The 18,381-nt window shown below is 72.3% G+C and carries 18 protein-coding genes; 6 read left to right on the top strand and 12 right to left on the bottom strand.

What is annotated here, in order from left to right; all coding sequences use genetic code 11:
- Window positions 1-129: 129 nt before the first annotated feature.
- From WMF12_RS24605 to WMF12_RS24585, 5 genes are all read right to left on the bottom strand, one after another.
- Entirely contained in the window at window positions 130-525 is a 396-nt protein-coding gene (locus WMF12_RS24605) for a hypothetical protein (protein ID WP_437849451.1), read from the bottom strand.
- Window positions 526-1,229: 704 nt separating this feature from the next.
- Window positions 1,230-1,457 (bottom strand): hypothetical protein, encoded by a 228-nt coding sequence (locus WMF12_RS24600; RefSeq protein WP_437849449.1) that lies wholly within the window; start codon window positions 1,455-1,457, stop codon window positions 1,230-1,232.
- Between the two features lie 100 nt (window positions 1,458-1,557).
- Window positions 1,558-2,382 (bottom strand): SDR family oxidoreductase, encoded by an 825-nt coding sequence (locus WMF12_RS24595; RefSeq protein ID WP_437292584.1) that lies wholly within the window; start codon window positions 2,380-2,382, stop codon window positions 1,558-1,560.
- A gap of 68 nt (window positions 2,383-2,450) precedes the next feature.
- The gene (locus tag WMF12_RS24590) at window positions 2,451-2,594 is read right to left on the bottom strand and encodes a hypothetical protein (protein WP_437849446.1); all 144 of its coding nucleotides are present in this window, start codon (window positions 2,592-2,594) and stop codon (window positions 2,451-2,453) included.
- A 5-nt stretch (window positions 2,595-2,599) separates the two neighbouring features.
- A complete protein-coding gene (locus tag WMF12_RS24585; protein WP_437739084.1) occupies window positions 2,600-2,866 on the bottom strand; it encodes a hypothetical protein in 267 nt (88 codons plus the stop codon).
- Window positions 2,867-3,170: 304 nt separating this feature from the next.
- Between WMF12_RS24585 and WMF12_RS24580 the strand changes: the two genes are divergently transcribed.
- On the top strand, window positions 3,171-7,052 hold the full coding sequence (locus WMF12_RS24580; protein ID WP_437849444.1) for a serine/threonine-protein kinase: 3,882 nt from the start codon (window positions 3,171-3,173) through the stop codon (window positions 7,050-7,052).
- Between the two features lie 192 nt (window positions 7,053-7,244).
- Here the strand turns inward: WMF12_RS24580 and WMF12_RS24575 are convergent, their stop codons facing one another.
- Complete coding sequence (locus WMF12_RS24575) at window positions 7,245-8,186, bottom strand: hypothetical protein (protein ID WP_437849442.1); 942 nt, start codon at window positions 8,184-8,186, stop codon at window positions 7,245-7,247.
- 350 nt (window positions 8,187-8,536) lie between these two features.
- Here WMF12_RS24575 and WMF12_RS24570 point away from each other — a divergent pair, with 350 nt between their 5' ends.
- The 3 genes from WMF12_RS24570 (at window position 8,537) to WMF12_RS24560 (ending at window position 11,276) form a co-directional block, all read left to right on the top strand.
- Window positions 8,537-9,325 (top strand): SDR family NAD(P)-dependent oxidoreductase, encoded by a 789-nt coding sequence (locus WMF12_RS24570; protein WP_437849440.1) that lies wholly within the window; start codon window positions 8,537-8,539, stop codon window positions 9,323-9,325.
- 107 nt (window positions 9,326-9,432) lie between these two features.
- A complete protein-coding gene (locus tag WMF12_RS24565) occupies window positions 9,433-10,815 on the top strand; it encodes an MFS transporter (RefSeq protein ID WP_437849438.1) in 1,383 nt (460 codons plus the stop codon).
- Between the two features lie 101 nt (window positions 10,816-10,916).
- Window positions 10,917-11,276 carry a hypothetical protein gene (locus WMF12_RS24560; RefSeq protein ID WP_437849437.1) on the top strand — a complete coding sequence of 120 codons (360 nt, stop codon included), beginning with the start codon at window positions 10,917-10,919 and terminating at the stop codon, window positions 11,274-11,276.
- Window positions 11,277-11,321: 45 nt separating this feature from the next.
- Here WMF12_RS24560 and WMF12_RS24555 read toward each other — a convergent pair whose 3' ends face one another.
- Window positions 11,322-12,116 (bottom strand): hypothetical protein, encoded by a 795-nt coding sequence (locus WMF12_RS24555; protein ID WP_437849435.1) that lies wholly within the window; start codon window positions 12,114-12,116, stop codon window positions 11,322-11,324.
- 238 nt (window positions 12,117-12,354) lie between these two features.
- Between WMF12_RS24555 and WMF12_RS24550 the strand changes: the two genes are divergently transcribed.
- Entirely contained in the window at window positions 12,355-12,873 is a 519-nt protein-coding gene (locus WMF12_RS24550) for a DUF2243 domain-containing protein (RefSeq protein WP_437849433.1), read from the top strand.
- On the opposite strand, the gene WMF12_RS24545 is transcribed toward WMF12_RS24550, so the two are convergent.
- The 3 genes from WMF12_RS24545 to WMF12_RS24535 all read right to left on the bottom strand — a co-directional run bounded on the left by WMF12_RS24545 (window position 12,847) and on the right by WMF12_RS24535 (window position 15,320).
- Window positions 12,847-13,680, bottom strand: coding sequence for a hypothetical protein (locus WMF12_RS24545; protein WP_437849432.1), 834 nt, complete (start codon window positions 13,678-13,680; stop codon window positions 12,847-12,849). The genes WMF12_RS24550 and WMF12_RS24545 overlap by 27 nt on opposite strands.
- Window positions 13,681-13,754: 74 nt before the next feature.
- Window positions 13,755-14,240: a Cys-tRNA(Pro) deacylase gene (ybaK, locus tag WMF12_RS24540; protein ID WP_437739075.1), complete on the bottom strand. Its 486-nt coding sequence runs from the start codon at window positions 14,238-14,240 to the stop codon at window positions 13,755-13,757.
- 159 nt (window positions 14,241-14,399) lie between these two features.
- Window positions 14,400-15,320, bottom strand: a complete 921-nt coding sequence (locus WMF12_RS24535; protein WP_437849430.1) for an alpha/beta hydrolase — start codon at window positions 15,318-15,320, stop codon at window positions 14,400-14,402.
- A gap of 160 nt (window positions 15,321-15,480) precedes the next feature.
- Between WMF12_RS24535 and WMF12_RS24530 the strand changes: the two genes are divergently transcribed.
- Complete coding sequence (locus WMF12_RS24530) at window positions 15,481-16,059, top strand: hypothetical protein (RefSeq protein WP_437849428.1); 579 nt, start codon at window positions 15,481-15,483, stop codon at window positions 16,057-16,059.
- A 47-nt stretch (window positions 16,060-16,106) separates the two neighbouring features.
- On the opposite strand, the gene WMF12_RS24525 is transcribed toward WMF12_RS24530, so the two are convergent.
- Window positions 16,107-16,340 (bottom strand): hypothetical protein, encoded by a 234-nt coding sequence (locus WMF12_RS24525; protein WP_437849426.1) that lies wholly within the window; start codon window positions 16,338-16,340, stop codon window positions 16,107-16,109.
- 110 nt (window positions 16,341-16,450) lie between these two features.
- Window positions 16,451-18,322, bottom strand: coding sequence for a DUF885 domain-containing protein (locus WMF12_RS24520; RefSeq protein ID WP_437849424.1), 1,872 nt, complete (start codon window positions 18,320-18,322; stop codon window positions 16,451-16,453).
- Window positions 18,323-18,381: the final 59 nt, after the last annotated feature.

The following is an 18,381-nucleotide window of genomic DNA, read 5'->3' as shown; positions in this document are numbered from 1 at the left end:
GAGCAGGCGCGATCTGGCGCGCTGTGGCGGTGCGCGCCAGATCTCCAGCCGCCATCGAGGGCTGATCACCGGCGATGCTTTACGATGTCCGTATCGATGCCTGGCGCGAGGTGGGGCGAGCGAGCAGCCCTACTTGACGAACACCAGCAGCTTCTTGACGCCTTCGACGTCGAACACCTTGACCGCGACGACATCGCTGACGTCGACGTCGTTGTTGCTGAGGACGTCGCCGACCTTGATCCCGTTGGCGACGTCGACGTCCTCCAGCACGTTCTGCAGGTTGAGGATCTGGAGGTTCACGATGAGGTTGTTCAGCGTCTTGTTCACGTTCACGAGCTGGTCGCCCGTGAGGATGTCATCGAGGTACACGATCTTGATGCTGTCGACGTCGATGACCTCGTCATTCAGATCCAGGACATCCGTGATCAGGACGGGGATGGCCACGAGCGCGCCGGTCAAGTTGCCGTAGTCCGGAAAGTCGGAGGCGGACGGGACTTCATAGCTCGCCAGCGCGGTGGTCGACACGCTGAGAGCGACGAGAGCAGCGCCAACGCCCGAGAGAACGCGAGACTTGAGAGGCTTCATCTTGTATGTCCTCGAAAATTGGGTTTCGGTTTGCTGTTATTTTTGCTCAGAGCGCAGAGCGCCGGTCTGTCATCCGCCTGTCACTGTGCTGTTCAGCCGATCGTATCGTCGGGCGGCTCGGCATTCTCCGATGCGCGCCTGTTTCGATCGAGCTCGACCTGTGGCCGCCATCCGGCGCCATCGCGCCGGTATCGAATCTGCGATGCTTCATCGAGCGGGCTCCGGTGATGGAGCCGTCCTGCACGCGCGGTGCATAAATGCATGCGCGCCCTCTAGATGATCGTATTTGTCCGGCGCTCACGCGCTCTGCTGAAGACTATTTCGTCCTCGTGTCGCTGCTTATTCACGGGTGATGCCAGGTGTAAGTTCAATGGTAGTGTCTGGAATTGTCGAGAAATGCAGCTGTGTTGTCGAATTGTGTGGCCCAGGTGACAAGCGTGCCTCACCAGGCTGTGACAGCGAGACAATCGGCTACGCGATGCCGGCGGCCTACCGCGTGAGCGCATCAGGTGTTGTTGAGCTCGATGCTTGACGAGCTCATCCTTCAGCGCTCGACAGGCTGAAAGCAGGCCGTGTGTTGATGGAGCTGCCAATCGCCTGCGCGAGCCGACCACGCTCGTGCGGTCTCAAGACGCGGCTTGCTCTCAGACAGCGGCCAGGGCGAGGATGCGCGCGTTCTCGGGCACATTCTCGAGGTAGCCCCGATGGAGCTCGGGGTCCTCGATCTTCGCCCCGCGTGAGAGCAAGAGGTCGCGGGCCTCGAGCATCATGGCCCGCGCTCGGACGCTGTCACCCATCGCGTGCAGCACCTCGGCGTGATCGCTAGCGATCGCTGCTGCGAGCACCGCCGCGCTCGTGAGCTTCCACGCCATGGCCGTGGTCCAGAGCGGGGTGCGGGCGATCAGGCGAGATCTCTCGCGGCGCGGGAGGACCTCAGGCGACGAGTCCCGCCCTTCTATCGCTCTCCCGCGCTCACCCCACCGCCGGCCCGGCCTTCCGCTGCGCGCTGTCGCAGACCCAGCGGACCACCCCAGGAACGACCCCCTGCGCGATCGCGCTCACCCGCGAGCCGACGTCGGGGTAGATCTCGAACCGCCCGCGCGCCATGCCGTCGGCCATGCTACGCGCCACGGCGTCCGGCTCGAGCGTCTTCACGTTGCCCGCGATGGCCTTCGTCTCCGCCGGCTTGTACTGGTTCTCGAACGCCAGCTGCGGTGTGTCGGTGTCGGGCGGCATGCACACGCTCACCCGCACGCCGTGAGGCCACATCTCCGCGCGTAGCGCCTGCGAGAAGCCGATCAGCGCGAACTTGCTCGCCGCGTACGGCGTGTACCCGTAGATGCCGATCACGCCCGCCAGCGACGAGACGTTGAGCACATGGCCGCTGCCGCGCGCCGCCATCGCCGGCAGCACCGCCTTGCACAGGTGCACGGCGCCAAAGAAGTTCACGTCCATCATGCCCCTGAACTGATCCATCGGCAGCTCGAGGAAGCGCCCCGGCATCACCACGCCCGCGTTGTTCACGAGGTGATCGATCGGCCGGTCGGCGAGCCGAGACTCCATCGCCCGCGCCACGTCGTCCGCCCGGCTGATGTCGAGCTCCAGGACGTCGACCCGCGCGGACGGGTGCTCGCGCCGGATGCCCACGGCGGCCTCGTCGAGGAGGGCGCGGCGGCGCGCCACCAGCGTGACCGCGGCGCCGTACCCCGCGACGAGCCTCGCGAACGACAGCCCGATGCCGCTCGAACCGCCGGTGATGAGAACGCTCTTGCCCTGGAAATAAGTTCGGGTGTCCATCGCCGGCCGAACCTACCCCAGGACCGCCCGAGGCGCGAGGCGCTCGTGCAGGCCCGCGGCGGCGCGCCTCAGCGGTCGCGCCGCCGCTTCTTCAGCGCGTCCTTCAGCAGGCTGCCCGCGGCGGAGCCGAGCGTCTCGACCGCGATCATCGCGGCCGCCGCCGACACCGCCTTGACCGCCTTCCGGAGGGCACGGCGGGTCTTCTTCTTCATCGGCTTCATGACGGCTGCGCCAGCTCGACGTCGGGGTGAGCTCTCCCCGATACGCCATTGGCCAGCTTCAAACCGCCAAGCGCGCTCGCCCACGCCCTCACCTTCCGGCTCACGGCGGTCTTCGCGCTGCTCAGATAGTTTCTCGCCTCACCGCTGTACAGGCCGGCCGTGAACACCGCTGCGAGGCTCGTCGCCGCGGCCACCGGCCGAAGGACCTTCCGGCCGAGCTTGGTGAGCTTCCTTTTCTGCTTCTTGGAGAGCTTCGTCTTCATGATCCCACCAGCTCAGCAGGGGTCGTGCCATGGCGATCGAGCGCGAAGCGCGGTGACGAGCGCAATGCGCGCCCGTGACACGCGCCCCGCAGACAGGACGTTTTGCCTCGGTGTGGAGAAAATGTCCCTCCCCACGCTGGCGCTGATGAGCGATGTTTGGCAGCTCACACTTCGATCGGGCTCGCAGCCGCCGGCGGACCGCCGCGCCCGGCCGCTGCGGGCGGAGTCGCTGGCGATCGGGGCCGAGTTCGTTTACTCCGTTGTAAGCAGGCTCATGCGAGGTCTCAGGTAAGGCGGGGACGAGATGCGCGTGGGAGACGTCATCGACCGTCGCTTCCTGATCGAGCGCCTCGCCAGCTCGGGCGGGATGGGGGACGTCTACCGCGCCTGCGATCTGGTCACGAACGAGCCGGTGGCGCTGAAGGTCTTGCAGCGGCGAGGGCTCCAGGAGGCGATCCGGTTCGCGCGCGAGGTCGAGGCGCTCGAGGCGCTCACCGCGCTGCGGCACCCGGGCATCGTGCGCTACATCGCGCACGGCGCGACCGACGCGGGGCAGCCCTACCTCGCGATGGAGTGGCTCGCCGGCGAGACGCTGACCGAGCGGCTCACCCGCAGCTCGCTCACGATCGCCGAGAGCATCGCGCTCGCGTCGCGCATCGCGTCGACGCTCGGCGTCGTGCACCGCGCCGGCATCGTGCACCGCGACCTCAAGCCGAGCAACCTGCTCCTCGTGGGCGGCGCGATCGAGGGGGTGACGCTCATCGACTTCGGCGTGGTGCGCCTCGGCGCCATGGACCGGCACCTCACCATGCCCGGCACGATGCTCGGCACCCCGGGCTACATGGCGCCGGAGCAGGCCCGCAGCGAGCCGAACATCGACCCCCGCGCCGACGTCTTCTCGCTCGGCTGCGTGCTCTTCAAGTGCCTCACCGGGCGCTCGGCGTTCCAGGGCGCCGACGGGCTCTCGGTGCTCATCAAGGTCATCCTCGAGGAGCCGCCGCGGCTCCGGGAGCTGCGCGGGGACATCCCCGAGGCGCTCGACGACCTCGTCGCGCGCATGCTCGCGAAGCCGCCGAAGGACCGGCCCCGCGACGGCGACGCGGTCGCGGCGGAGCTGCTCGCGCTCGACGACGCGGGCGTCGGCGCCGCGAGCAGCCGCCCGTCGAACACCCTGCGCGGGGGCGAGATCACCACGAACGAGCGCAAGATGATGTGCCTCGTGCTCGCGCGCGACGCGAGCGGCGACGCCGAGGCGACGCGCTCGCAGGAGGAGGACCTGGAGCGCAGCAAGGCGCTCATCGCCGTCGCCGAGCGCTACCAGGGCGAGCTCGAGATCCTGGAGTCCCGCTCGCCGCTCATCGTGCTCACCGCCGGCGGCGCCCCGACCGACCTCGCGGCGCAGTCCGCCCGCTGCGCGCTCGCGCTGAACGCGCTGCTCGGCAGCGTGCCGGTCGCGCTCGTCACGGGCCGCGCGGAGATGTCCGCGCGGCTGCCGGTCGGCGAGCTCATCGACCGCGCGGTCCACCTGCTGCCGCCCGCGCACGCGCCCGCCGGCGCGCACGCCGTCTGCATGGACGAGGTGACCGCAGGGCTGCTCGGCGCCCGGTTCGACGTGACCCGCGACGCGGGCGCCCTCCGCCTGCACGGCGAGCGCGAGGAGCTCGCCTCCACGCCGCCCCTGCTCGGCAAGCCGACGCCGTGCGTCGGGCGCGACCGCGAGCTCGCGCTGCTGGAGGCGGCGTTCTCTCACTGCGTCGAGGAGTCGACGCCGAGCGCCGTGCTCGTGACCGCGCCCGCGGGCGCAGGGAAATCCCGCCTGCGCTCCGAGCTGATCCGGCGGCTCCGCGACCGCGGCGAGGACCTGGAGGTGTGGATCGGGCGCGGCGACCCGATGAGCGCCGGCTCGGCCTTCGCGCTGCTCGCCCCGGCGCTGCGGCGCGCGATCGGCCTCTTCGAGGGCGAGCCCATCGAGGCGCGGCAGCGCAAGCTCCGCGCGCGCGTCGCGCGGTACGGCCACGCCGAATCGGCGCGCACCGCGGCGTTCCTCGGGGAGCTCGTCGGCGTGCCGTTCCCCGACGGCGACAGCGTGCAGCTGATGGCGGCGCGGCGCAGCCCCGTGCTGATGAGCGACCAGATCCGCGTCGCCTGGGAGGAGCTCCTCAGGGCCGAGTGCTCGGCGAGGCCCGTGCTGCTCGTGCTCGAGGACCTGCACTGGGGCGATCTGCCGAGCGTGCTGCTCGTCGACTCGGCGCTCCGCAACCTCGGCGATCAGCGGCTGATGGTGCTCGCGCTCGGCCGGCCAGAGGTGCGGGAGCTCTTCCCGAAGCTCTGGGCGGGGCGCGGCGTCCACGAGGTGCAGCTGTCGGGGCTGCCGCGGCGCGCGAGCGAGCGGCTGGTGCGCCAGGTGCTCGGCGAGGACGTCGCGCCGGAGCTCCTCGCGATGATCGTCGACCGCGCCGACGGGAACGCGTTCTACCTGGAGGAGCAGCTCCGCGCGGTGGCGGACGGCAAGGGCGCCGACCTGCCCGAGACGGTGGTGGCGATGGTGCAGGCGCGCATCGAGGCGCTCGACATCGAGGCGCGGCGGGCGCTGCGGGCGGCGAGCGTGTTCGGGCAGACGTTCTGGCAGGGCGGGGTGTCGGCGCTCGTGGGCGGGGCGCAGGTCGCGCCGAAGCTGGTCGAGCTGGAGCAGCGCGAGGTGATCTCCCGGCGCGGCGAGGGCAGCCTCCCCGGCGAGGTGGAGTACAGCTTCCAGCACGCGATCGTGCGGGAGGCGGCCTACGGGATGCTGACGGACGGCGACCGGCGGCTCGGGCACCGGCTCGCCGGCGAGTGGCTGTCGCGCGCGGGCGCGGGCGCGGTGGACGCGATGGCGCTCGGCGAGCACTTCGAGCGCGGCGGCGAGCTGTCGCGGGCCGCGGCCGCGTACTGCCGCGCGGCGGAGCAGGCGCTGCGGGCGCAGGACCTCGCCGCGGCGATCGAGCGCGCCGAGCGCGGCGTCGCGTGCGGCCCGAACGCGCAGGCGCTCGGCGCGCTGCGCCTCGTGGAGGCCGAGGCGCACGTCTGGCGCGGGGAGCTCGCGCTCGCGGAGCAGCGCGGGACCGAGGCGGTGGACCGGCTGCCCGCCGGCTCCGCGGCGTGGTTCTCGGCGATCAAGCACGTCGCCATGGCCGCGGGCAAGCTGGGCGGCTTCGAGCGGGTGGAGCGCTGGATGAGCGCGGCGCAGGCCGCCGAGGCGGAGGCGGAGGGCGCGCTGGTGGCGAAGCACATGTGCCTCGGCGAGGGGGCGCTGCTGCTCGTGTTCGGGGGGCGCTACGCGTTCGCGGACGCGCTGATCGAGGCGATCGAGGGCGACGGGACGGATCTCGCGGAGCGGGAGGTCGAGGTGGTGGCGCGGCTGCACGCGGCGCGGTCGGCCCGGGCGCTCGTGAGCGGCGATCCCAGCGCGTGCCTCGCGGGGCTGTCCGCGGCGCTCGCGGCGTTCGAGCGCGCGGGCGACCGCGGCAACGCGTGCGCGTTCCGCATGAACGTCGGGTACATGCACGCGGAGCTCGGGGATTTCGCGGGCGCGGAGGAGGTGCTGCGCAGCGCGCTCTCGGGCGCGGAGCGGATGGGGTTGCACGATCTCGCGGTGGCGACGCTCAGCAACCTGGGGCACGTCCTCGGCTACCGGGGGCGGATCGAGGAGGCGGAGCGGACCGAGCGCGAGGCGATCGCGCTGTCGCAGCGGCTCGGGGATCCGCGCACGGAGGGGAGCGCGCGGACGTACCTCGCGCGGATCGCGCTGCTCGCGCGGGACTTCGAGGGGGCGGAGCAGGAGGCGAGGGCGGCGGCGGAGATCCTGCAGAGCGCGCCGCCGCTGCGCGCGGCGGCGGTGGCGGCGAGGGCGAGGGCGCTGCTCGGGCTGGGGAGGTTCGACGAGGCGCTGTCCGCGGCGGGGGAGGCGTTCTCGATGTTGCAGGCGATCGGGGCGATCGAGGAGGGGGAGTCCGCGGTGAGGAACGTCTACGCGGAGGCGCTGGCGGCGAACGGGATGGAGGCGGACTGCGCGGCGGCGATCGCGGCGGCGAGGGAGAGGTTGATGGAGAGGGCGGGGAAGATCAGCGATCCGGTGTGGAGGGAGCGGTTCCTCACGATACCGGAGAACCAGCGGACGCTGGAGATGGCCGAGCGGTGGGCGGGATAGGAGGGCGAAGAAGCCCACTCCCCCTCCACCATCGGTCACCAACCTGAACGTGAACGTGGTCGTTTACGTGGTCGTGGTCGTGGTCGTTCACGGCCTATCGTTGACGACCACGACCACGACCACGACCACGTAAACGTTCGAATGTAGGAGAACGCGGCGCGAAGGTTGGTTAGCGCCTACGGGACGGGGGGATCAGCCCTCGCCGGGCTCGGCCGGCAGGCCGGCGTTCTTGCGGAGGGTGGCGATCAGGCGGTCCATCGCCTCGCGGTAGCTCTTCTGGACCGCGGCGATGCGCTCCTCCATCGTCTCGTCGATCTGCTTCGCCTGGGTCGCGGACGAGTCGAGCATCGCCTTGCTGCGCCCGAGCTCCTCGATGCGCGCCTCCGACGCCTTCTTCTCCTCGTCGGTGCGGCGGCCAGAGGACTGGAATGCTCGCTCCGCCTCGACCGCCTCGTCGATCGACTTCTTGATGGTCTCGATCTCCTCGAGCATCCGGCGGAGCCGGAGCTTGTGCTCGACCATGTCGATGTGGACGACGTAGCTCACGAAGCTCACGGCGTCGGCCTGCTTCTCGAGCGTCGCGGCGTTCTCCTTGCCGAGCGAGGCGCGGTAGCGCTCGATGCGGCGGTGCGCCTCGCTGCGCTCGCGGACGTACTTCTCGAGCTGGCGCTCGACGCCCTCCTCGAGCGCGTGCGCCGTGGCGCCCGTGACGTCGACGTCGCACCCCTTCTGCTTGACGACGTACTGCGCGGCGCCGCTCACCTTGCGGGTGAGGTCCTCCTTGTTGTCGTTGAAGAACGCCGCCGCGCCGTCGACGGCGCGCACGCGCTCCACGTAGTCGTAGCTCCGGCCCGCCGCGTCCGCCTGCTCGATGACGTCGAGGACCTGCTTCCAGTCCGGCTTCTTGAGCTGATCGGGATAGCCCGCGAACTGCGCTGTGGCGCGCTTCGCGAGGTCGTCGCGCTCGCCGAACGACGTGGCCGTCGCCTGCAGCTCGGCCGGGTAGCGCTCCGCGTAGCCGCTCTGCGAGGCCGAGGACGCGATCTCGGGCTCCGGCTTGGGGGCGCTGCAGCCGAGCGCGAAGAGCTGGCCGGCCAGGAAGAGCGCGCCGGCGATAAGGTACGGTCGGTTCATGGGCGCTGGCCTATAGCCCATCTCCGCCCTGGCCGCGCGCTCCGCGCCGACGCCACCTCGGTCAAGGGTGACGTGACCCACATCCGCGCAGCCCGGCGCAACCAGGGCGACGCACGCGCGACATCACGGCACAAGGAGCCATGCCGCGCGTCGCGCGCGCGTCGCGTTACGACGCGTAAAACGCCGGAATCGCTTCCATTTCGTGCCCGCCCTTGGCATCGTCATGGGCCCGCTCTGCGCGCTCAGCTCGCGCTCCAGACGGTCGAAGACGGTTGTTCCTTAACTCTGCATTTCACAAGCGCCGGCGCCTGTCACGGAGGCGCCGGCCACCTTCGCGAGGGATGTGAGGCATGGGAGCTCTGAAAGACAAGGTCGTCATCGTCACGGGCGCGAGCTCGGGCATCGGCAGGGCGACGGCCGTCGCGCTGGCCGCCGAGGGCGCCAAAATCGTCGCGAGCGCGCGGCGCGAGGCGCAGGGGCGCGAGCTCGTCGCGGCCGTCAAGGATCGCGGCGGGGAGATCACCTGGGTCACCGCCGACATGCGGGTCGAGGGCGACGTCGAGGCGCTCGTGAAGGCCGCGGTGTCGACCTACGGGCGCCTCGACTGCAGCTTCAACAACGCCGGATCCGGCTTCTTGATGCCGCTCGCCGACATGTCCAACGCCGACTACGACCTGGTCATGGACACGAACCTCCGCGGCGTCTTCTGGTGCATGAAGTACCAGATCAAAGCCATGCTCGCGAGCGGCGGGGGCTCGATCGTCAACTGCGCGTCGGTGGCCGCGTCGCGCTTCTTCCCCGGGCTCGCGGTCTACGCTGCCTCCAAGGCCGGCCTCGTCGCGCTCACGCGCACCGCCGCGGTCGAGTACGCGCAGAAGGGGATCCGCATCAACGCGGTGAGCCCCGGCGTCGTCGAGTCGGAGATGTCGACGGCCGGCTGGCGCCTCGACGATCCCCAGGGACGCGCCTTCGCCGCGTCGCTCCACGCCATGAACCGCGTCGGCGGGCCCGAGGAGGTGGCCGCGCTCGTCGCCTTCCTCTTCAGCGACAAGGCCTCGTTCATCACCGGCCAGGACGTCGCCGTCGACGGGGGCCTCCTCTCGGCGGCGTGGCCCGCCAACTACGCGGGCGGGGGCTGATCCGCGCGCCGCGGCGGAGCCCGGCCGGAGGCCACGCGCCTCACCCCGCCGCGCTCGGATCCTCCGAATCCCGGGTTCCCGAGCCTCCTGCGCCCCATACTTCGGCCATGGGTCAGCCTGAAGCGGAGCCGCCCCCCGCGGCGGGTCGTGGCGAGCGCCCGGCGGCCTCCGCCCCGTCGCTGTTGCGCGCGCTCCGCCACCGGAACTACCAGCTCTTCTTCGCCGGCCAGCTCGTCTCGCTGGTCGGCACCTGGATGCAGTCGGTCGCCCAGTCGTGGCTCGTCTACCGGCTGACGGGCTCGTCGCTGCTGCTCGGCACCGTCGGGTTCGCGACGCAGATCCCCGTCTTCCTGCTCGCCCCGATCGGCGGCACGGTGGCCGACCGGCGGAGCCGCCACCGCATCCTGCTCGCCACGCAGTCCGCCGCGATGGCGCTCGCCTTCGGGCTCGGCGCGCTCACCCTGAGCGGGCACGTCCAGGTCCGGCACATCCTCGGGTTCAGCGTGCTCCTCGGCGTCGTGAACGCCTTCGACATCCCGACGCGGCAGGCGTTCGTCGTCGAGATGGTGGGCAGGGAGGACCTCGCCAACGCCATCGCGCTCAACTCCTCGATGTTCAACGGCGCGCGGATCCTCGGCCCGGCGGTGGCGGGCATCCTCGTCGGCGCGATCGGCGAGGGGTGGTGCTTCGTCGCGAACGGGGTGAGCTTCCTTGCCGTGCTCGGGAGCCTCCTGGCGATGCGCGTCGCGCCCCGTCCGGTCGCCGCCGGGCGCGGCTCCGCGTTCGCCCACACGGTCGAGGGCTTCCGGTTCGTCGCGCGCACCAGGGCCATCCGCGCGCTCCTCCTCCTGCTCGGGGTCGTGAGCGTCACCGCGATGCCGTACGCGGTGCTGATGCCGATCTTCGCCGATCGGATCCTGCGCGGGGGGGCGCAGGGGCTCGGCATCCTGATGGGCGCGTCGGGCGTCGGTGCGCTGCTCGGCGCGCTCGTCCTCGCCAGCCGGAGGCGGCTCCGGGGCCTCGGCCGCTGGGTCGCCGCGGCCTGCGCGGGGTTCGGGGTGGCGCTCGGGCTGTTCGCGCTGTCGCGGTCGTTCTGGCTCTCGGCGCTCCTGCTCGTGCCCGTCGGCTTCTCGATGATGGTGCAGATGGCGGGGTCGAACACGCTCGTGCAGGCGATGGTGCCGGACGCGCTCCGCGGGCGCGTCATGGCGGTCTACGCGATGATGTTCATGGGGATGGCCCCGCTCGGCGCGCTGCTCGCCGGCTGGCTCGCGGGCAAGATCGGCGCGCCCGCGACCGTGGCCTCGGGCGGCGCGTGCTGCGTCGCCGCGGCGGCGGTGTTCGCCGCGAGGCTCCCCGGGCTGCGGCAGCAGGCGCGGGAGCTGATCATCGCCCAGCAGATGGCCGCCGGGACGCCCTCGGAGCAGCTCACCCAGCCGGTCGCGGTGGGGGCCGCCTCGGAGGAGCAGGGCGCGGCGCGGCCGGCGTGAGCGGGCGGGGCCGGCGCGGTCCGGCACCTCGCATGCACGCCGCGGGTCGAGGCGGGCGTGTGTGCGGTCGACGCACCGCGCGCCGGGCAAGGGAGGGGATCATGGGGCAAAAGGCCAAGCAGCGGTCCGAGGCGCAGGCGCAGGAGAACAGGCGGTTCGACGAGGTCGATCAATCGAAGGGGATCTTCCGGCTCGACGGGCCGCACCCCAAGGACGCCGAGCTCCGCGCGCCGGGCTCGCTCGGCGGCGGGCCGTACGAGGAGTCGGGCCGCGGCGGCCCCGCGGGCTCGCTCGAGCTGCGGGAGACCGGCGCCGAGGCCACCGCCGCGGGCGCGGCGGCCCCGTCCGAGGAGGAGCCGCCGCCGGAGAGCGGCGCGACCGAACAGGCGCAGCCGAGAGGCGCGTTGCCCCAGCACGAGGAGCCGGGCGCGAAGGACCGCAAGGCCGCCGGGCAGAGATAGCGGGGCGCGGCGCCACGGCGGCGCTCGCGCCAGCGCCTCGCGCGCTCACCGCGGGGCGACGGCGCTCGCGACGCCGATGGCGACGTATTGGCCGACGATGCCGGCCACGCCCACCGTGTCTCGGAGGCTCTTCATGAGCCGGTCGGGCAAGACCAGGTCGTCGACCAGAAAGCAGCCGAGCGCCGACAGCGCGCCCGTGAGCGCGCCGCCGCGCCGCCCCGCCGCGTCGAGCGCCTTCTCGTAGCCGATGCCCCACACGAGCAGGCCCCCGGCGAGCGCCGCCATCCCTGCGGGCGTGGCGACCGGGTCGAACCGGCGCTTCGCGCGGCGACCCCCGAGGCCGACCGCCGCCGCCATGGCGTTCATGGCGGCCCAGGGCGATCCGCGCTTGAGGGTGGACGCTGCCATCATCGTGCACATCGTCGCTGCCGTCAGCACGGCGCCGGTCCGCAGCCCGCGCGTGACGATCTCGCTCATCCGGATCGCCTGCTGAGGGCGCTGCGCCGCTGCGCGAGGCGCCGCCCGGGGAGACCCGGGCGTCGCCGCGGGCGGCAGCGCCGTCGCCTCGGGCGGCAGCGCCGTCGCCTCGGGCGGCGAGGCGATCGGCGCGGCGGCCACCGAGGCGGCTTCGGGCGGCGGGGACGCCGCCTGGAGAGGTGAAGTCATCCCCTCGGAAGGCGGGACCAGCGCCTCGGGCTGATCCGGCTCCGCGCCCTCCCGGCGGCCGACATGGAGGTAATCCTCGCGGCCGTCATGGTACGTGTAAGGGACCGGCCTGGGACCCTGGTGCTCCGGCTCCGCCGTTCCTGCGGCGCGTTCCGGGTTCATTCGATTGTCCATCTGACACCTTTCAGCGATTTCTGCGGATACGTGGGTTCCTCTCCCCGACATGTGCCAACTCCGTGCCAGGCCCGAGCTGGCCAGTCCATGGAGTCGGGGCGCCGTTGGTTCATGGCCGGCGAAAGCGCCGCGGTCCGACGGCGGCGAACCGGTCGCTCCGCCGGCCCGACCGATCCGTCCTCCGCCGCCCGACGGCTGTGGTTTGCCGCTCGCATGGGGGCGCGCTCAGGAGGATTTCATGAGCACAGCCCGCCCGCTGGAGATCATCGCCGCCACGAGGACATCACGCGCCGTGAAGACGGCGGGGGTGATCTTCGGCATGGGCGCAGGTGGCCTGATCGACGGCATCCTGTTTCATCAGCTCCTGCAGTGGCATCATCTGATCTGCTTCAGCTGCCATCCAGGCGCGACCATCGACGATGTGAGGCGGAACATCTTCGCCGACGGTCTGTTCGGCGTTGTCGCATTGAGCCTCACCGTGGCAGGTGTCATCAAGCTCTGGAGCGCCCTGCGCGCGGGCGGAGCTGAGCTCCCCGGACGGATGTTCCCGGGCGCCGCCGCCATGGGCTGGGGGCTGTTCAACCTGGTCGAGGGGGTGATCGATCATCACCTCCTGCAGATCCACCATGTCCGTCCAGGTCCGGGGCAGCTCGGCTGGGACCTGGCCTTCCTCGCGTCCGGTGTCCTGCTGATGCTGGTCGGCCGGCGCCTGATGCGCGAGGCGCCCGCGTCAGCGGCCGCGCCGGCTCGGACCTGACTCGCCCCCGCGCCAGGCCAGCTGGACCAGGCGGTGCAGCAGCGACAGCGAGGGCGCCTGAGGGCCTGCCTCGAGCGACGGAAACGCGCTCGTCAGCTGGGCCGCGGCGAACGGCGTCCTCCTGGCGATGAGCAGCTCGCAGCGGCCGTTGAACACCGCGGGGTCCCGGGGCGAGGCGGGGGGGTCCAGCGAGAGCGCCTCCGGGAGCTCTGCGACGGCCCGCCTCAGGTCGTCGAGCTCCTCGATCGCGAGGCGCCGCTCGTGCGGCGCTTCTGCGCCGTCGCCGCCCGCGCGCAGCAGCGCGTGCCCGCTGGCCTGCGAGCGGAACGGGCCGTCCGAGGAGGGGGACAGCGAGAGCTCGACCTTGACCCAGCGGCGCCCTCCGCCGGCCGGCGCGACGCCCTCGAGGACGAGCAGCCAGTCGGGGGCCGCCGGCCGGCGCGCCAGCGCGCGCCTGGCCCAGCGGCGCTGCGCTGCTGGCCCGACCCACGGCGAGAGCCCCGCGTGCCACGCGCGGAACGCGAGCTCATCGCGGTACGCCGCGCCCGGGAGCCACCCGCTGGCCACGCCGATCGACTCCCAGACCGCGAGCCCGGCCGCGAGCGCCGGACCCACGCTGATGCACTGGACCAGCCCCGGAATGCAGGCGCCGGCCGCCGCGAGCACGGCGCCTCCGGCCGCCGCCGAGGCGGCCAGCTGGACCGCGCCGAGCCCGAGCTCCCACGGCTTGCAGCCCCGGCACCGCTGCCGCAGCTCGGCGGTGCTCAGCTCGCTCGGATCGCGCAGGTCGCATGCCGCTCTGGTCATATCCCTCGTCGCCGCCCGGCGCCGGACCGGAGGCGAGCTCTGCCAGCATACCGCGGATCCGGCGGTCCGCGCGTTCAATCCGCGTCGCCGCCAGGAGCCGCGATGGCGCCGACCTTCGCCCTGGTCGCGCGCAGGTACTCGCCGGGAGCGACGAGGATCTGCGTGCCGCGCACGCCGGCCGAGATGGAGACGACCTCGAAGAGCTCGATCGTCTCGTCCGCGTAGACGGGATAGGCCTTCTTCGCGCCCAGCGCCGTGACCCCGCCGCGCACGTAACCGGTGAGCGGCTGGACCTCCTTCAGCGACACCGTGTCGACCTTCCGGTCACCGGTGAGCCTGGCCATCGCCTTGAGATCGAGCTGGGCGTTGCCCGGCACCACCGCGAAGCAGACGCCGTGGCGATCGCCGCGCGCGACCAGCGTCTTCCACACCTGCTCCGGGGGCAGGCCGATCTTCCTGGCCACGGTGCCCGCGGTCAGGTCGCTCGGGTCGACCTCGTAGGTGCGCAGCTCGTAGGGGATGCCGAGGCTGTCGAGGATGCGCGCGGCGTTGGTCTTCATGGGAATGGGCCGGGCCATGCTATACCCGAACCGGCTCCTGTTCGGGTTCTACTCGGTCCTCGCGCGGCTCGACGTGGAGGCCGACTACGCCGCGGTCGAGGGCGCCTTCCTGCGGGAGGCGGGGCTGCTCGGGTAGGCGATCGGGCGCGCGGCGCCGGCTCAGCGCGGTCGCCGGTCGTGGAAGAGGAGCGTCTCGATGGTGCCGGCCTCGCGGAGCCAGGGCTGGTCGTGCGGCCCCGGCAGGACGCGGAGGGTGTGGGGGATCGAGCGCTTCGCGAGCTGCGCGGCGAGGGTGGCGTTCGCGTCGCGGAACGGGTCTCCCTCGCTGGTGAGCAGGTGGAGATCGCGCGGCCCGGCCGCGGCGATGGCCCTGGCGAGCCGGTCGGCGTAGGCGGGGGCGCGGTGGGCGCTGATGGCGGACTGCACGCCGCCCCAGGCGCCGAAGAGCTCGGGCCTGCGGAGGAACACCTCGATCCCGATGAAGCCGCCGAGGGAGCAGCCGTCGAGCGAGGTGCGGGCCGCGTCGTCGAACGCGGGCGCCTCGGCGCGGGCGCGCGGCAGGACCACCTCCGCGAGCCAGCGCGCGTAGCCGTCGAGCGCCGCGGTGGGGTTCGGGGCCTTGTGGACGTTGGGCGTGAAGGGGCACGCGATCGCGAGGCCGCGGAACGGCCGCGCCGCGAGCGCGGCGTTCACCTCGGCGAGCCGCGCGTCGGTCCAGTCCTTCCGGCGCGAGGTGCGGCCGAGCGGCGGGCGGCGCAGCCGCTCGTAGGCCGGCCCGAGGCCGTACCGCTCCAGCCACGCGAAGGCGCCGAGGCGCTCGTCGCCGGTCTCGCCGAGGCCGTGGAGGAGCACGAGCAGCGGCACGCGCTCACCCGGGGCGAGGTGCTTCGGGACGAGCAGCGTGAACCGCCGGCCGAGGGCGCGCTCGCCGGGGACCTGGAGGTCGCGGACGTCGAAGGCGGGCGGGGAAGCGGGGGGCGGCGGCGAGGGCGGCGCGGCGCCGGCGGGGTCGGCGAGGGCGGCGCTCGGGGCGAGGGCTGCGGCGCACAGGGCCAGGAAGGGGCGCCGGTGGAGGAGCATGCGCCGAGTGTCGCAGCTCCGCGGCCGTCAGCCAGCCCGCGGCGGAGGTCTGTGGCGATCCTGACCTTCGGCTGCGCTTGAATGACGCCGTTGCCATGCCTCGCTCGGACGTGAAGGGAGGTGGTCCAGCGCCGTGAGGGGCTGACAGGAAATGCCCGAGATGCGCGGGAGGGAGTGGACGCACCGGCCGCGCAGCGGGTACACCGACGCGCCCATGGACACGACGCACGATGCGACGGACGCGACGCTCGACGAGGTGGGGCAGACGCGCCCGATCCGTCCTGAAGATCAGGACCCGAAGCTGTGGAAGGGGAACGGGTGGACGGCGCGGGTCATCAAGAACGAGGACGACGATGGGTGGGCCGTCGAGATGACGTGCGACGGCCAGAGCGAGCCCTCGCTGGTGGGGCCGTGGACGATGGGGCGTGACAAGAAGAACCCGAAGCCGCTCGACGCGAGCGCCTTCGCCACCCTGGTGAAGACGGCGAACGAGATCCTTTCGCGGCACGACCAGCAACGCCGGGCGCAGCTGCACCGGAGCGTGACGACGGTGGTCGGGGGCGGCGCCCGGATGCGGGTGGACCTCGACATCGTGCCCGATGAGGACGATCCTCACGCCATCCTCACGGGGCGAGACGCGGCAGGGGAGACCGTGAGGCGGTCGAGGGTGCCCCCGGACTTCAAGCTCACCGCCGAGAGCGCGCGGGCGTGGCTCGAAGAGGGCGTTCCCGAGCCGTGACGGGCGCGCGGCCGGCGAGGGGCCCCGCCGCCGCCATGCCGCGGCGCTCAGCCCGGGTGGATAGGCGTCCAGGCCGGCGGGTCGCTCGCCGGGAACGACTCGTCCGACGCCTCGTCCACAGGCTCCCACGCCTCGCGCTGCGAGAGCGCCCCGCCGCGATCGAGCGGTGTCTGCGGGCTCCGCTCCTTGCGCGTCTTCGCCCTCGTCGCCTCGGGGCCGGCCGCGGCGCCTTCAGGCGATTCCGGCTGTCGCTCCGCTGCCTTCTTCTCGTTCATTCCCATGCGTCACCCTCCGGCGCTCCCGTGCCCGACACGACAGGTGGAGCCGGCGAGGCGCGCCGCAAGGGGGACGCCGCGCTGGATCGAGACCGCTCTCGCTCGCTCCTCCTCGCTCAGCGCGCCGGCTGATCCCCGACGAATCGCTCGAACACGGCCTTGCGCAGCAGCTCCGGCGGCAGGATCCCCTGGGCGAGCACGAAATCGTGAAATCGCTGCGCATCGAAGCGAGGGCCCATCATGGACTCGACCTCTGCCCGGAGCTCCATCAGCCGGGTGAACCCGTAGAAATACGATGTCGCCTGTCCCGGCGCGCGAAACGTGTAGCGCTCCACCTCGGACCGAGCGAACGGCGCCGACAGCACCACTTCCTGCTCCAGGAAGGCGCGCGCGGCCGCAGGCGTGATCTTGCCGGCCTGGAGCTCCGGATCCAGGAAGGCGCGCGCGGCCCGCAGCAGGCGGTATTGCAGCGAGACGAGCTGACCCTCGGGCGGCATGAACGGGAACACGAGGGCCTCGGAGTACAGCCCCCACCCCTCGGTGTTGGCGCTGTTCATCGCGAAGACCGCCCGGGCGATCGAGACGCCGCGCTCGACGAGCGAGGCGAACTGGAGCTCGTGTCCGGGGCGCGCCTCGTGGGCGGTGAGCGTCCACGACGCCGCTGCATGGGTGAAGTCGTCAACCTTCTGCAGCCCGTCCGCGGCGCCGGGGGGGCCCGGGAGGCTGAGCGGCAACACGAACTCCCCCACTTCCCCCTGGTTGCCGAGCAGCCGCGGCGGCCGCATGTGCGGCGCTGGCGTCTCGGCGCTCTCGGCGGCGGTGCCGAGCCGGATGCGCGCAGGCCGCTCGGGCAGCGTGACGAGGCGCTCTTTCCTGATGATGTCCTCTATCTGGGCCAGCCGCGCCTTGTAATGCGGCAAGATGGCCTCGCCCACCAGCTGCTCTTTCTTCAGGGCGCGGAGCACGTCGCGGTAATCCGCGCCTGGCAGCTCGCGCGCCCTGGCGACCGAGCTCGAGAGCTCCTGCATCTGCGCCGTCAGATCCTCGAAGGCGGCGTGGGCCAGGGGCGCGAGCTCGGCGGGCGGCAGATCGACGCCGTACGACTCGAGCGCGAACGCATAGAGCGGCCGCGGCAACGCGAAGTCGGTCCGCGCCCGGGGGAGCACGTCGCTGCGCAGCGCCGCGTCGTACGCCTCGAGCTGGCGATTCAGCGCCGCGAGCGGCTCGTCATGGCCGCTGATGCCGTATTTCCTGAACAGCTCACCGATGCCCTCCCGCACGCGGGCGTTCGTGGCGAGGTGCCGCTCGATCTCCATCCTGGGCGGGGCGAGCAATCCGGGCTTCTCGAGGTCCTGGAGGAGCCTGGCCATGGCCTGCTCGGCGATGGGCACGTAGCCCGCCTCCATGCCGGCATAGCGCCGGAGGCGCGTGCGGGCCGCAGCCCGCCGCGCCGGTGATACCCGGTCGTCCAGGAGGTTCGAGATGCCGTCGAACACGAGCCCCGTGACGTGCACATAGGTGACGCTGTACTTCTCCGCGAGCTCCGAGCTGCGAACGGCCCGGTCCGCGGCGTCCAGCAAGATCTGCAGATCTTCGGCGACCGCCGGGTCCTTCTGGGTTTCTCGCCGTTTCTGGAGCTCCACGATGGCCGCGCGGAAGGCCGCGCGTTTCTGCGCCTCGACCCCGGGCGATAGATCCGCGATCTCCCGGTCCGCGCGCTCGATCCCGAGAGCGCCGGCGCGCTCCGGCGAGAACCGGACGAGCACGTCGAGGAGGACCTTTGCGTGCTCGTTGCTGCGCTCGACCCAGGCCGGGAGTCGCTGGGCCGCGGCAGGTGCCGAGCGCGAGGCGGGCGCGGTGCTCGCGGCCGCCGAGGGCGCCGGCGAGGGCAGGGGAGCCGGCGCGGCGGCAGGAGGCGGGGCGCCTCGGGCGCACGCAGCGGCGAACAGGGGGACGAGGACGAAGGTGCGAAGTGCGCGCAGGGCCATGCCGCACATCTTGCGACGGCGCCGCCGCGCGCCAGCCGCAACGCGGGGCAAATGCGGCC

The organism is Sorangium sp. So ce363, from assembly GCF_051520435.1.
GTDB classification, from domain to species: Bacteria; Myxococcota_A; Polyangia; order Polyangiales; family Polyangiaceae; genus Sorangium; species Sorangium cellulosum_B.
This window is presented reverse-complemented; position numbering and strand designations above follow the sequence as displayed.